Source organism: Lysobacter enzymogenes (genome assembly GCF_017168095.1).
Lineage (GTDB): Bacteria > Pseudomonadota > Gammaproteobacteria > Xanthomonadales > Xanthomonadaceae > Lysobacter > Lysobacter enzymogenes_D.
On sequence record NZ_LXSD01000527.1, the window covers coordinates 1 to 13,432 of the forward strand.

General features: G+C 71.1%; 11 protein-coding genes and 1 pseudogene. 3 read left to right on the forward strand and 9 right to left on the reverse strand.

All coding sequences use genetic code 11. The features are described from left to right. The 8 genes and pseudogenes from A7A76_RS21080 to efp form a co-directional block, all read right to left on the reverse strand. A pseudogene (locus A7A76_RS21080) lies at window positions 1–345 on the reverse strand (hypothetical protein); the annotation flags it as partial. Beyond that, window positions 342–2,105, reverse strand: a complete 1,764-nt coding sequence (locus A7A76_RS21085; protein ID WP_206413146.1) for a sensor domain-containing diguanylate cyclase — start codon at window positions 2,103–2,105, stop codon at window positions 342–344. The gene A7A76_RS21085 and the pseudogene A7A76_RS21080, both read right to left, overlap by 4 nt. Before the next feature lie 382 nt (window positions 2,106–2,487). Continuing rightward, window positions 2,488–3,423, reverse strand: coding sequence for a GTP cyclohydrolase FolE2 (gene folE2 / locus A7A76_RS21090; protein ID WP_206413147.1), 936 nt, complete (start codon window positions 3,421–3,423; stop codon window positions 2,488–2,490). An 88-nt stretch (window positions 3,424–3,511) separates the two neighbouring features. Then, window positions 3,512–4,261, reverse strand: a complete 750-nt coding sequence (locus A7A76_RS21095; protein WP_206413148.1) for a phytoene/squalene synthase family protein — start codon at window positions 4,259–4,261, stop codon at window positions 3,512–3,514. Continuing rightward, complete coding sequence (locus A7A76_RS21100; RefSeq protein WP_206413149.1) at window positions 4,258–4,944, reverse strand: phosphoglycolate phosphatase; 687 nt, start codon at window positions 4,942–4,944, stop codon at window positions 4,258–4,260. The genes A7A76_RS21095 and A7A76_RS21100 overlap by 4 nt, the downstream gene beginning before the upstream one ends. Continuing rightward, window positions 4,941–5,711 carry a bifunctional 2-polyprenyl-6-hydroxyphenol methylase/3-demethylubiquinol 3-O-methyltransferase UbiG gene (ubiG, locus tag A7A76_RS21105; protein ID WP_206413150.1) on the reverse strand — a complete coding sequence of 257 codons (771 nt, stop codon included), beginning with the start codon at window positions 5,709–5,711 and terminating at the stop codon, window positions 4,941–4,943. The genes A7A76_RS21100 and ubiG overlap by 4 nt, the downstream gene beginning before the upstream one ends. 207 nt (window positions 5,712–5,918) lie before the next feature. After that, window positions 5,919–7,259: a TRZ/ATZ family hydrolase gene (locus tag A7A76_RS21110; protein WP_206413151.1), complete on the reverse strand. Its 1,341-nt coding sequence runs from the start codon at window positions 7,257–7,259 to the stop codon at window positions 5,919–5,921. A 425-nt stretch (window positions 7,260–7,684) separates the two neighbouring features. Further along, window positions 7,685–8,251 carry an elongation factor P gene (efp, locus tag A7A76_RS21115; protein ID WP_206413152.1) on the reverse strand — a complete coding sequence of 189 codons (567 nt, stop codon included), beginning with the start codon at window positions 8,249–8,251 and terminating at the stop codon, window positions 7,685–7,687. A gap of 211 nt (window positions 8,252–8,462) precedes the next feature. Between efp and epmB the strand changes: the two genes are divergently transcribed. After that, window positions 8,463–9,494 carry an EF-P beta-lysylation protein EpmB gene (gene epmB / locus A7A76_RS21120; RefSeq protein WP_206413153.1) on the forward strand — a complete coding sequence of 344 codons (1,032 nt, stop codon included), beginning with the start codon at window positions 8,463–8,465 and terminating at the stop codon, window positions 9,492–9,494. A 179-nt stretch (window positions 9,495–9,673) separates the two neighbouring features. Next, window positions 9,674–11,764: an EAL domain-containing response regulator gene (locus A7A76_RS21125; protein ID WP_206413154.1), complete on the forward strand. Its 2,091-nt coding sequence runs from the start codon at window positions 9,674–9,676 to the stop codon at window positions 11,762–11,764. A 150-nt stretch (window positions 11,765–11,914) separates the two neighbouring features. Here the strand turns inward: A7A76_RS21125 and htpX are convergent, their stop codons facing one another. Further along, window positions 11,915–12,829 (reverse strand): protease HtpX, encoded by a 915-nt coding sequence (gene htpX / locus A7A76_RS21130; protein ID WP_206413155.1) that lies wholly within the window; start codon window positions 12,827–12,829, stop codon window positions 11,915–11,917. Between the two features lie 173 nt (window positions 12,830–13,002). Here htpX and A7A76_RS21135 point away from each other — a divergent pair. Beyond that, the coding region (locus tag A7A76_RS21135; protein ID WP_241201100.1) for a glutamate--tRNA ligase family protein at window positions 13,003–13,432 on the forward strand (430 nt) is incomplete at its 3' end.

A 13,432-nucleotide genomic window follows, 5' to 3' on the forward strand; every position in this document is an offset into this window, starting at 1 on the left:
GAGCGCGGCCAGCGGGTCGCCGGAAAACGCCGGCCGGCGCAATGACAGCGCGTGGGCGAGCACGGCGATGCGGTCGGGATCCTGCAGCGGCCGCGCCGCCACCAGCGGCCGGCGCGCCTGCGCGTCGAGCAGCGCCGGGTCGGCCAGGCGCTGCGCCAGCGGACGTTCGATCACGCCGCCCGGCCCGGTTTCGATCAGATAGCCGGCGCGGCCGACCAGGGCGACGTGATCGAAGCGGCTCTCGCCGAACCAGGCGGTCAGCGCCGCCAGCGGCCCGCGCGCGCGCAGCAGCAGCACGTCGCCGGTGCGCAGTTGCGCCGGCGCCGCGCCGCCTTCGGGTGTCACGAGACCACCTCGGGCGCGGTTTGCTCGCCGTGCGCGGTGACCCGGTCGCGGCCGGCGGACTTGCTCGCGTACAACGCCGCATCGGCGCGTTCGAGCAACTGCTCCGGCGTCTCGTTGGGCAGCAGTTCGGCCACGCCCAGGCTCAGGCTCACCGGCAGCAGGCGGCCGTCGATCGACAGCGGGCTGCCGCTGACCGAGTCGCGCAGGTGTTCGGCCACCCGCACCGCATCGCGCAGGTAGGTGTCGGCCAGCACCACCAGCACTTCGTCGCCGCCATAGCGGCCGAACAGGTCGTAGGCGCGCAGCCGGTTGCGCGTGCGCAGGGCGACGATGCGCAAGGTCTCGTCGCCGACCCGGTGGCCGTGCTCGTCGTTGATGCGCTTGAAGTGGTCGATGTCGAAGAACACCACCGACAGCGGCCGGTGCGAACGGTGCGCGCTCTCCACCGCGCTGCGCAGGCTCTGCGAGATCGCCGCGCGGGTCATCGCCCCGGTCAGGCTGTCGTAGGTGGCCAGGCGGTTGGCGGTGTCGCGGTCGCGGCGCAGCTGTTGCAGCTTGGAGGTCAAGCCCAGCAGCAGGCCCAGCCCGCCGAAGGCCAGACCGACCGGGAAGGTGTATTCGAGCCAGCTGAACTCCGGCCACCACTGATGGTTGGCGCCGACCAGGACCACCAGCAGCGCCATCAACGGCAGCCATGCCAGCAGCAGGAAATAGGCTTCGCGCTGGCGCCGCCACACCGCCACCACGGTCGCGTACAGGATCAGCGCGACCACCGCCAGCAGGTTGAGGTTGCCGAACAGCGCGCTGTACTTCCAGGTGCGGAACAAGGTGACCAGGATCAGGCCGCCGAGCGAGTAGCTGCACCAGTCCAGCAGGCGCGAGATCCGCGGCTGGGTCGCGCGCAGGCCGAGGAAGAAGATCAGGAAGCGGATGCTCGCCAGCACCGCCGCGGTGTTGAGCACGATGTTGGTGCGCGCGTCCGGGGCGATCTCGTTGAGCCACGGCACCACCCGCATCTCGCCGCCGTCCGAGGTCAGGGTCAGGATCTGCAGGATCAGGGTCAGGCCCAGATAGGCGTAACCGCGCTCGCGCAGGCCGATCCAGAAGCCGAACGCCAGCACCGCGACCACGCCCATCGCAGTCAGCACCACGCTGCGCAGGCCGACGTGCATCATGTCCTCGCGCTGGACCATCGCCAGCGGCTCGATCTCGACCCGCGACTGCATCAGGTCGGCCGCGAGCATGCGCAGGTAAAGCGTGTCGCCCTTGCGCAGCCCCTTGGGCAGCGGGAACACGATCATGCGGGTGGAGTGGTTGAGGTCGATGTCCGGGCCGTAGATGGCGCGGCGCAGCGGCAGCTCGTCGCCCGGCCGCCACAGCTCGATCTCGCGGCGCGAGGGCCGGTCGATGGTCAGCTGCGGCGCGACCGCCGCATCGACGTCTTCGTTGACCACCACCCGCCACCACGCCGGGCCGCCCTTGGGCGCCCACACCTGCTGGCCGGACACGGCCTCGAAACGGTGGTCGAATTCGCCCGACAGCACCCGCGCCGGCACCGGATCGCCCTGCGTCAGCCGCGACAGGCTCAGCGACGGCGCGTGGAAGCCGGTGGGGTCGTAAGGGTCGCGCTGCGCCTGCGGCGCGGCGCCGAGGGCGACGGAGGGCAGGGCCAGGGGCTGCGCCGACGCGATCGCCGCCACCGCCCACAACGCGAGCACGGCCAACCAGCCGCGCCAGCTTCCACGCCAGGGTGTCCCCATGCCCCTTCCGGTCACCAGTCTGCTGTGCCGAGCATAGCCCAAGGGGGGCGGTGTCCGGTGCAGGGTGCCATCACGGTTTCCACCTTGAAATTGTGCCGACGCACACGCCTCCATGCCCGACCGCGCGGCTGCGGGCGCGCCGCCCCGTTGGCGGCCGGCCTCGATCGCGGTCCGGGGCGATCCTACACCGGCGCAGCGTGACGGCGCTGCCGACAAAAACGACAGGGCGGCGTTGCCGATGCGCAGTGCCGAGGGGTGCAGCCGCGAATGCGGCGGCGACGCACCGGCGCACGCGGCCGGCATCGTCGAGATGGACGCATGCGCCCCCGATGCGGCCGAACGCGGCCGCCCAGGTCACATCGCTTGGGTCACACCGCGCGCCTTACTCGCGCGCGCCCTGCCCGGTCACCCGCGCGACCGCGTCGTGCGCGTGCAGGCTTTCGAAGTGCGCCACCTCGGCGTCGAAACGCTCGATCCGCGGATCGGCCGACAGCGCCGCGGCAACCCGGCGCGCGGCGTCTTCGCAGAACATCAGGTTTTCGGCGTTGAGGCGGGCGAAGGCCTGCTCGTCCTCGCGCTTGACCGCGGTCTGCACCGGGGTGGCGAGCGCGGTTTCCAGCGCGTCGATCAGCGCCACCAGCGGCAGTTCGTCGAACGCCGGACGCAGCTCCACGCGCACGTCGGCGCGGCTGCGCTGGGCGTGCGGGGTCGCGGCCAGGCCGCGTTCGGAGGCCAGCCAGTCGCTGACCACGGCGGTGGACAGCGGATGGGCCGCGGCGAAATCGGCGGCGAAGCGCTCGGCGTTGAGCTGGCGCGACAGCGCCGCGGACGCCGGGCAGGTGCTGGAATATTCGACCGCGAAGCGCAGGCCCAGCTGCAGGTGGCCGTCGACCAGGCGCGCGTCGATCTCGACCGGATAGCGCTTCCAGCCGGCGTTGGCGCTGGCCAGGGCCGGCCGCAGCAGCAACTGCTCGTAGCGCAGCACCAGGCGCGCGGCGCTGGAAATGCCGCCCTGGCCCTCGATCAGGCTCTGCAGCACCCGGCGCAGCCCGGCCGGAGTGACCGTTTCGCTGGCGAAGGCGTTCTGCAGGTGCAGGTACATGCGCGACATGTGGATGCCGCGCGCGTTGGCGTCGCGCAGATTCACCGCGACGTCGACCGAGGCCGGCACCTGGATCGCGGCGCCGTCGGCGCCGGCGATGCGCAGCGGCAAGGCGATGTGGGACATGCCGACCCAGTCGAGCGGACGCGCCGCGGCGGCGGCGTCGAAGGCGACATCGGGCAGGCTGGAGCGGGAGGGTACGAAAGGAGTGTTCACGACGCTGAAAGTGGGGGCGCGTGGGGGATACGCAACGGCGCCATTCTACCGGGGCCGGTCGCCCCGCCCCGGCTCCGGCCTGCAACGGTCAGTTGCGGGCGCCGCGCCAGGCCGCCAGCAGCGCGGTCCACGGCGACAGCGGCCGGGCCGCGTCGCCTCGCTGCAGGCGGGTGTGGGCGAGCGCGGTCCACAGCCGCCGCGGCACGGTCGCGCCGAAGCGCTCGGGCCACTGCGCCAGCAGTTCGCGGCTCCATTCCACCGCCGCGCCCTCGCCCGGCCGCGCCATCGCCCGGGCGACCACGCTCAGCGGCACCGCGGCGTCGCCCTGCAGCACCAGCCGCGCCTCCAGCAGCGAGGACTGGATCGCCGCCACCGCCGCCTCGGGCAGTTGCCCGGGCACCGGGTCGAACAGGGCCGCGTCGATCGCCGCGCAGGCCTGGGCCAGCGGCAGCAGGCCGTCGAAGGCCTCGCCGCGGTCGCCGGGGCGTTCGCGGCTGTCGCGCAGGCTCGGCAGGGCCGCGGCCAGCGCCGCCCACGGCGCGTCCTGGCGCTGCAGCGCCAGCCCCAGCGGGTGGCGGCGGCGGCCTTCGCGCCAGCCCTTGAGTTCTTCCATCCACCAGCCGAGCTTGGCCTCGCCGGGCAGCGCGTCGCTGCCGCCCCAGGCGGCGTCGGTGAGCTCCTGCTGCAGCGCCGCCCAGGCCACCGCGGCGCCGCGCTGGGCGCGCGGCACGAACACTTCGGCCACCGACCACTCCGGCCAGCGCGCCCGCCATTTGCCGGCGAAGTCCTGCAGCGCCTGCTCCTGCGGCGCGGCGGCGTCGGCCGGGGCGGCATTCATCGCGTCGCCGGCCATGCGTCCGCCGCGGCCAGCGCGGCCGGGTCGTCGACCAGCACGTCGCCTTGCCAGGCGATCGGGTCGTCCAGTTCCAGGCGGTAGCCCCACAGCGCCACCACCGACGGCATGCCGGCGGCGCGCGCGGCGAGGATGTCGCGCTCGTCGTCGCCGACGTAGGCGCAGGCGCCGGGCGCCACGCCGATGCGTTCGGCCGCAACGGTCAGCGGCAGCGGATCGGGCTTGCGCGCGGCCAGGGTGTCGCCGCCGATCAGCACCGCGCAGCGGCTTTCCCAGCCCAGCAGCGGCATCAGCTTGCGCGCCAGGTATTCGGGCTTGTTGGTGACGATGCCCCACGGCGTGCCCGCGGCTTCCAGCGCCGACAGCATCGCTTCCACGCCGGGAAACGGCGCGCCGTGCAGGCCGAGCTCGCGCTCGTAGATGGCGAGGAATTCGGGTACCCAGGCCTCGCGTTCGGCCGTCTCGACGTCGGCGAAGGCCGCTCCGAGCATCGCCCGCGCGCCCTTGGACACGTGCGGACGCAGCGCCTCCAGCGGCATCGGCCCGCGCCCGCGCGCGGCGCGCATGGCGTTGGCGGTGGCGAGCATGTCCGGGGCGCTGTCGAGCAGGGTGCCGTCGAGGTCGAACAGCGCGGCCTTGGGAAAGGCCGCGGCCTTCGCGGCGCTCATGCCGAAGCGTCCTGCGCGGCGGCAGGCTTGAGCGCGCAGGCCAGATAGTTCACGTCGGCGCGCGGCACGATGCGCGCGCCGTTGCGCCAGGGCTCGTACATCAGGCCGCTGACGTCTTCCAGCTGCAGGCCGGCTTCGCGCAGCCACGCCGCAAGCTCGGACGGCTTGATGAAATCGCGGTACTGGTGGGTGCCCTTGGGCAGCAAGCGCGCGACGTACTCGGCGCCGACGATGGCCAGCGCGAACGCGGCCGCAGTGCGGTTCAAGGTCGACAGGAACAAGCGCCCGCCGGGCTTGAGCAGGCTGGCGCAGGCGCGCACGATCGCGCCCGGGTCGGGCACGTGCTCGAGCATTTCCATGCATGTAATCACGTCGAAGCGCGCCGGCATCTCCTGGGCCAGCGACTCCACCGGTTGCAGGCGGTAATCGACGCTGACGCCGGTTTCCAGGCGGTGCAGCTTGGCGACCTTGATCAGTTCGGGCGCCAGATCGATCGCGGTGACCTGCGCGCCCGCCGCGGCCAGCGCTTCGCTGAGCAAACCGCCGCCGCAGCCCACGTCCAGCGCCAGCGCCTCGCGCAGCGGCGCGCGCCGGGCGACATAGTCCAGCCGCACCGGGTTGAGCGCGTGCAGCGGCTTCTGCGGCCCCTGCGGATCCCACCAGCGGTTGGCCAGGGCGCCGAACTTGTCGAGCTCGGCCTGGCTGAAGTTGTCGCCGCCGGCCGGGGCGCCGGTGTCGTTCGATGCGGTGCTTGCTGCGCTGCTCATTGCCTGTCTGCCGGTTCGGTGGCCGCGCGCGCGATGCGGGCGGCCGGTGTGCTGCGTGCGTGACGGGTTGCGTGCCTGGCGTGTCGCCTGCCTAGTCTGAAGCAGGTCCGCCGCCGTCTGCGTGAATGCCCTGCGTCGCTGCGTCGCGGGACGTGCGGATCGTCGCCGATCGCCGCCGCGGTGCGCGCCGCTGCCGTGCGGCCGCGCTCAGCGCGCGATCGCGGCGATGCGCTCGCGCCACTGGCGCGCGTTGGCGATCAGCGCGGCGGTGTCCATGTCCACCAGCACGCGCTCGCGCAGCTTGGCCTTGCCGGCGATCCACACGTCGCTGACCTGATGGCGGCCGGTGGCGTAGATCAGCTGCGAGACCACGTGGTGCAGCGGCTGGGTCTCCAGCTGGCCGAGATCGACGCAGGCCAGGTCGGCCTGCTTGCCGACTTCGATCGAGCCGACCTTGGCCTCGAAGCCCAGCGCCTTGGCCCCGCCCAGCGTCGCCGCGCGCAGCGCGCTGAAGGCGTCCAGCGCCTTGGCGTCGTTGGCCACCGCCTTGGCCAGGATCGCCGCGGTGCGGGTCTCGCCGAACATGTCCAGGTCGTTGTTGCTGGCGCAGCCGTCGGTGCCGATCGCCAGGTTCACCCCGGCGTGTTGCAGCTTGCAGGCCGGGCAGAAGCCCGAGGCCAGCTTGAGGTTGGATTCGGGGCAATGCACCACGCTGACCCCGCGCTGCGCGCACAGCTCGATCTCGGCGTCGGTGAGCTGGGTCATGTGCACCGCGATCAGGCGGTCGGTGACCAATCCCAGGCGGTCCAGGCGCGCCAAGGGGCGCTGCCCGTACTGCTTGATCGAATCGGCCACCTCTTGCGCGGTCTCGTGCGTATGCAGATGGATCGGCAGATCCAGCTGATCGGCGAGCATGCGGATGCGCTCGAAATTCGCGTCGCTGACCGTGTACGGCGCGTGCGGCGCGAACGCGGTCGCGACCAGCGCGTCGTCGCGCCACAGGTCGTGCACTTCGCCGGCGCGGTCGAAATATTCGTCGGAGGTCTTGGCCCAGGCGGTGGGGAAATCGATCACCGGCAGGCCGACCCGGGCGCGGAAGCCGTGGCGCTTGTACACCGCGGCCTGCACGTCGGGGAAGAAATAGTTTTCGTTGGCGCAGGTGGTGCCGCCGCGCAGCATCTCGGCGATCGCCAGGGTAATGCCGTCCTCGACGAACTGCGGGCCGATCACCGCCGCTTCGACCGGCCAGATGTGGCCCTGCAGCCACTCCATCAGCGGCAGGTCGTCGGCGACGCCGCGCAGCAGGGTCATCGGGTTGTGGGTGTGGGCGTTGACCAGGCCGGGGATCAGCGCCGATTCGGGGCGGCTGACGGTCTGCGCGGCGGCGTAGCGCTGGCGCGCCTGGGCGATCGGCAGCACGTCGGCGATGACGCCCCGGCTGACGATCACCGCGTGATTCTCCAGCACCACCGCATGCGGCTCGACCGGCACCACCCAGCCCGCTTCGATGGACAGGTCGCAGGGAACGGGCTGGAGTTCGGAGGTCATCGGCGCTGCTCGCTGGTGTGGGCCGGTGTTCGGGCCGCGTGGGGGACGCCGCCCCGTGGCCGGGCCGGCCGGGTGTTGCGAAAACGCGGCCGCAGGTGCGGGCCGCGTTTGGGTGTCGCTGGGGTGGCGCGGGTTGTCGCGCGGGGCGGAGACAGGCAGCGCGCCCTGCAGAGCGGCGCTTGCTTGAAACTGCGTCAATCCGGCGAAAGCCAACCGAAACTGCGCAGCCCCGCCGTCGCGTTCCGAAGCCACAGAACGTCCAAAACCGTCATTCCGGCGAAAGCCGGGATCCATTTTGCCGTTGCTTTTCTTGCTCGTGCGCTACAGCGGCCGAAGCAACAGCAACAGCAAAATGGATCCTGGCGTTCGCCAGGATGACGCATCGGCAAAGCCGTGGCCGCCGATGGCGGCCACGGGCCGATGCGTCACTTCACCCGGCTGACGTACTCGCCCGAGCGGGTGTCGACCTTGATGACTTCGTCCTGGCCCACGAACAGCGGCACGCGCACCACCGCGCCGGTTTCCAGGGTCGCCGGCTTGCCGCCGCCGCCGGAGGTGTCGCCGCGCACGCCCGGATCGGTCTCGACGATCTTGAGCTCGACGAAGTTCGGCGGCTGCACCGCGATCGGGGTGCCGTTCCACAGCGTCACCACGCACTCTTCCTCGCCCTTGAGCCACTTGTCGGCGCCGGCCATGCCGGCCTTGTCGGCCTGGACCTGCTCGAACGACTCCTGGTTCATGAAGTGCCAGTACTCGCCGTCGGAATACAGGTACTGCATGTCGGTATCGACCACGTCCGCCTGCTCGACGCTGTCGGTCGCCTTCATGGTCATTTCGACCACGCGGCCGGACTTGATGCTGCGGTACTTGACGCGGGTGAACGCCTGGCCCTTGCCCGGCTTGACGTACTCGGTCTCGGTGATGATGCACGGATCGTTGTTGACCAGGATCTTCTGACCGTTCTTCACGTCGTTCATGCCAAGGGTGGCCATGCTCAAACTCCCTACCAATGTTGTATTTGTCGATGATGAGGTTCCGGCCGTCGCGCGGCCCCGCCCGGCCGCGCCCGGAACCGGGCGGGCTCCCGCGGCCGCCGGGCGGCGCGGGGAAGGCTAGAATGTCGGGCTGCGCCGGCCCCGTCCGCGGCGAAACGCCGCTCCGGAACCCGGGCGCCGCGATCGGAACCCTGAAGGCTAGCCCCGCATGATACCTGCTGCGCATCCCCTCCCGCACCCGGCCCCGTCCCAGGGGGGCGCCGCGCCGCCGCGCTGGCAGGCGCTGTGGCGCGAGGCGGTGCGCGATCCGCGCGAGCTGCTGGGCCTGCTCGGCTTGGATCCGGACGCACTGGGGATGTCGGAAACAGCCGCCGCGCAGTTCCCGCTGCGGGTGCCGCGCGGCTTCGTCGCGCGCATGCGCCGCGGCGACCCGGCCGACCCGCTGCTGCGCCAGGTGCTGCCGCTGGACGCGGAAATGCGCCCGATGCCGGGCTTCAGCCTGGACGCGGTCGGCGACGGCGCGGCCAAGGCCGGCCACGGGGTGATCCGCAAGTACCGCGGCCGCGCCCTGCTGATCGCCACCGGCAGCTGCGCGATCAACTGCCGCTACTGCTTCCGCCGCCACTTCCCCTACGCCGAAGAGACCGCGGCCGCGGCCGGCTGGCGCGAGGCGGTGGCGGCGATCGCCGCCGACCCGGACATCGACGAGGTGATCCTGTCCGGCGGCGACCCCTGGTCGCTGGCCACGCCGAAGCTGGCCGAGCTCACCGACGCCCTGAAGGCGGTGCCCCAGCTCAAGCGCCTGCGCGTGCACACCCGCCTGCCGGTGGTGCTGCCCGAGCGCGTCGACGCGGCCCTGACCCAGTGGTTGGCGGCGCTGCCGTGGCCGGTGGCGGTGGTGCTGCACGCCAACCACGCCAACGAATTCGACGCCGGCGTGGACGCGGCGATGCGGCGCCTGCGCGAGGCCGGCGCCAGCCTGCTCAACCAGGCGGTGCTGCTGCGCGGGGTCAACGACAGCGTCGAGGCGCTGGCCGCGCTGAGCGAACGCAGCTACGCCGCGGGCGTGCTGCCCTACTACCTGCACCAGCTCGACCGCGTGCAGGGCGCGGCCCACTTCGAAGTCGCCGACGAGCAAGCGCTCGCGCTGCACCGCGCCCTGGCCGCGCGCCTGTCGGGCTATCTGGTACCCAAGCTGGTGCGCGAAGTGGCAGGCGACCCGGGCAAGCGTCCGTTGTAAGGTTGTAATCTGGTTGGGGTTTGATGGGGAACGCCGCAGGTTGCGGCTTTGCGTTCGCGCAAAGTCCGCCAGCTTCGCATCCGTGGCGTGTTCGAACCCTAAAACGGGTCACAGATTCTCGTCCCCGCGTGGACGAGGCCGGCGCTTCGTGTCATAAAACCGGCCCACGGAGGTGGTGAATGCAATTCGGCAAAGACATGGTGCTGCGCTTGCTGATCGTCGACGACAGCGTCGAGGCGGCCGAAGCCATCGTCAGCGCGCTGCGCAACAGCGGCATCGCGGTGCGGCCCACCCGCCCCGAAAGCGAGCAGGAACTGGCCGCGCTGATCCTGCAGCACCCGCCGGACCTGGTCCTGGCCGCGCGCAACTCGCGCCACGTCTCGCTGGCCAAGCTGATGCAGGCGGTCGACGCCAGCGGCAAGGACCTGCCGGTGCTGGTGATGATGGAAGCGGTCGACGAGACCGCCCTGCTCGGGGTCATGGAGATCGGCGCGCGCGGCATCGTCCTGCGCTCCAACACCGGCCACCTGCAGAACCGGGTCCGCGCCGAATGGGCCGACCTGGAGGCGCGCCGCTCGCTGCGCAAGCTCGAGGCCCAGGTGCGCGAGACCGAGCGCCGCTGCGACGCGCTGATCGACTCCTCGCGCGATCCCATCGCCTACATCCACGAAGGCATGCACATCCGCGCCAACGCGGCCTATCTGGAGATGTTCGGCTTCGAATCGTTCGAGGACATCGAAGGCATGTCCCTGCTCGACCTGGTCGCGCCCGGCCAGGTCGACGGCTTCAAGCAGTTGCTCAAGCAGCTCAGCAAGGGCGAGGCGCCGCCGCCGAGCTACGAGACCCAGGCCCGCACCCTCGACGGCAACGCGTTCCCGGCGGTGATGGAGTTCACCCCCGCCACGTACGAGAGCGAGCACTGCCTGCAGGTGGTGCTGCGCCGGCAGGAGATCGACCCGGAACTGGCGCGCGAAGTCGAAGCGCTGCGCCAGCGCGACCAGGTCACCGGCCTGCTCAACCGCGCCACCTTCCTGCGCCAGCTCGAGGACGCGGTGGCCGACGCCGCCCAGGGCCAGGCGCATCACGGCCTGCTGCTGCTCGAGCCGGACCACTACAACCAACTGCTGCAGGAAATCGGCCTCGACCAGGCCGACCAGCTGGTCGCCGCCTGCGGCCAGCGCCTGCGCGAGGCGATCGGCCCGGACGACATCGCCGCACGCTTCAGCGAACATCAGTTCGCGGTGCTGACCCTGCGCAGCGACCACCAGCACACCTCGGCCCTGGCCGATCGCCTGCGCGCGGCGTTCTCCGAGCGCGTGCTGGAGACCGACCACCTCGCCCTGAGCGCCACCGCCAGCGTCGGCGGCGTGCAGATCGGCGAGAAGATCGCCAGCGTCACCGCGGTGCTGGGCAAGGCCAGCCAGTGCCTGCAGTCGGCGATCGACATCGGCGGCAACCGCAGCGAGCTGTTCGATCCGGGCGCGGCCGACCGCGCCGAGGAAGAGCGCATCGCCGCCTGGGTGGCGCGCATCCGCGACGCGCTCGACGCCGACCGCTTCGTCATGAACTACCAGCCGCTGATCAACCTGCACGGCGAGCCGATCGAGATGTACGAGGCCTACCTGCGCATGCAAAGCGCCGGCCCCGACGACGGCAGCGAACTGGTCCAGCCGCTGTCGTTCCTGCAGGTCGCCGAGGAACACGGCCTGCTGTGGGAAATCGACCGCTGGGTGGTCGGCAAGGCGATCCAGGTCATCGGCGAGCGCATGCGCCAGGGCAAGCGCACCACCTTGCTGGTCAAGATCACCCAGGCGTCCTTGCAGGACGAGAGCCTGCAGCAGCACATCGTCGAGCAACTGGCCAAGCACGGCGCCGACGGCAAGCTGCTGGTGCTGCAGCTGCCCGAGTCGAAGGTATTCACCAACCTGCGCGCGGCGCAGGAGTTCCAGTCACGGGTCTACCACTACGGCGTGCGCGTGGGCCTGGAGCAATTCGGCGCCGGCCTCAACTCGTTCCAGTTGCTCAACCACTTCGACGCGGCTTTCCTCAAGATCGACCGCGGCTACACCGAAGAGCTGGCCACCCACCCCGACCACCAGCAGCGCATCCGCGAGATCGCCGAGAAGGCGCGCGAACTGGGCCGCCAGACCATCGCCGAATTCGTCCAGGACGCGGCCAGCATGAGTCTGCTGTTCGCGGCCGGGATCGACTACGCGCAGGGGCATTTCCTGGCGGCGGCGGGGCCGGAGATGGATTACGACTTTCAGTGAGGCGAAGGGCAGAAGCGGGATAGAGCAAGAGCGGGATTGGGGAACGGTGGGGTTCGTCGCTGTTGTCGTCGCGTTCTTCTCTCCAGGATCGTTCGGAAAAGAAAAAAGCCCGCCGGATGGCGGGCTTTTTCGTTTGCGGCGCAGGTGGGCTCAGCGAACCACGGCCGAACCGCTCGCGCGCTCGGGCGCGGCGTCGATCAGGGCCTGGATGCGCTCCTCCAGCGGCGGGTGGCTGCGCATCAGCTTGCCCAGGCCGTGGCCGACCGCGCCGCTGATGCCGAAGGCCTGAACCTGGTTCGGCAGGGTGCTCTCGCCGTAGGTCAGCGACAGGCGCTTGAGCGCGGCGATCATCTTCTCGCGGCCGGCCAGGCGCGCGCCGCCGGCGTCGGCGCGGAACTCGCGATAACGCGAGAACGCCATCGCGATCATGCTGGCCAGCAGGCCGAACACGATGTCGAGCACGAATACGGTGACGAAGTAGAACAGGCCGCGGCCGCCGCCCTCGCGGTTGCCGCTCATCATCGCGTCGATCCAGCCGCCGACGATGCGCGCGGCGACCAGCACGAAGGTGTTGAGCACGCCCTGGATCAGCGCCATGGTGACCATGTCGCCGTTGGCGACGTGGCTGACCTCGTGCGCCAGCACCGCCTCGGCCTCGTCGCGGGTCATCGCCCGGAGCAGGCCGGTCGACACCGCGACCAGCGAATTGTTGCGGTTGGCGCCGGTGGCGAAGGCGTTGATTTCCGGCGCGTCGTAGATCGCCACTTCCGGCATGCCGATGCCGGCGGCCTCGGCCTGGCGGCGCACCGTGCTGACCAGCCACTGCTCGGTCTCGTTGCGCGGCTGCTCGATCACGTAGGCGCCGGTGGATTTCTTGGCCACCCACTTGGACATCAGCAGCGAGATCAGCGAGCCGCCGAAGCCGAACACCGCGGCCATGACCAGGATCGCGCCGTTGTTGCCCAGGCGGATGCCGAACACGTTCTGCAGCACCGACATGACGATGCCGAGCAGGACCAGGACGGCCAGGTTGGTGGCGAGGAACAGGGCTATGCGTTTGAACATGGTTTTATCGTCTTTTTGGGCGATGGCCGCGCGCCGGCGGCCTTGGCTGTTCGACGATCCGTGTCTGGCGCGACGTCGGCCCGGCCGACGCCGTCGCTGTGGAAATGTGGCGAAGAGCGCGTTAATTCAACGAGAATCCGTGCAACGACCGCAGCGGCACGGGTTTTCGTTCATTGTCGGGACATAAACATTCCATCGACGGCGGCAACGACGACGGCGAGGCGCCCGCCTATCGCGGCCGCTTCGCGCCCTCGCCCACCGGCGACCTGCACGCCGGTTCGCTGCTGGCCGCGTTCGGCAGCTGGCTGCTGGCGCGCCGCGCCGGCGGGCAATGGCTGGTGCGTATCGAAGACCTCGACCCGCCGCGCGAAGTTCCCGGCGCCGCGCAGCGCCAGCTCGATGCGCTGGAAGCGTTCGGCTTCGCCAGCGATCTGCCGGTGGTCCGGCAAAGCCAGCGCCACGGGCTGTACGCAGCGGCGCTGCGACGCCTGCTCGATCAGGACAAGGCCTTCGTCTGCCATTGCAGCCGCAGCGACCTGGCCGCCGCCGGCGGCGTGCACCGGCGCTGCGTCGCGCACGGCCCGCGCGCCGGCCATGCCGCGC

Coding starts and splice junctions, on each gene's coding strand:
- A7A76_RS21085 (WP_206413146.1), bottom strand. CDS start 2,105: ATGGGGACACCCTGGCGTGGAAGCTGGCGCGGCTGGTTGGCCGTGCTC.
- A7A76_RS21095 (WP_206413148.1), bottom strand. CDS start 4,261: ATGAATGCCGCCCCGGCCGACGCCGCCGCGCCGCAGGAGCAGGCGCTG.
- A7A76_RS21100 (WP_206413149.1), bottom strand. CDS start 4,944: ATGAGCGCCGCGAAGGCCGCGGCCTTTCCCAAGGCCGCGCTGTTCGAC.
- ubiG (WP_206413150.1), bottom strand. CDS start 5,711: ATGAGCAGCGCAGCAAGCACCGCATCGAACGACACCGGCGCCCCGGCC.
- A7A76_RS21110 (WP_206413151.1), bottom strand. CDS start 7,259: ATGACCTCCGAACTCCAGCCCGTTCCCTGCGACCTGTCCATCGAAGCG.
- efp (WP_206413152.1), bottom strand. CDS start 8,251: ATGGCCACCCTTGGCATGAACGACGTGAAGAACGGTCAGAAGATCCTG.
- epmB (WP_206413153.1), top strand. CDS start 8,463: ATGATACCTGCTGCGCATCCCCTCCCGCACCCGGCCCCGTCCCAGGGG.
- A7A76_RS21125 (WP_206413154.1), top strand. CDS start 9,674: ATGCAATTCGGCAAAGACATGGTGCTGCGCTTGCTGATCGTCGACGAC.
- htpX (WP_206413155.1), bottom strand. CDS start 12,829: ATGTTCAAACGCATAGCCCTGTTCCTCGCCACCAACCTGGCCGTCCTG.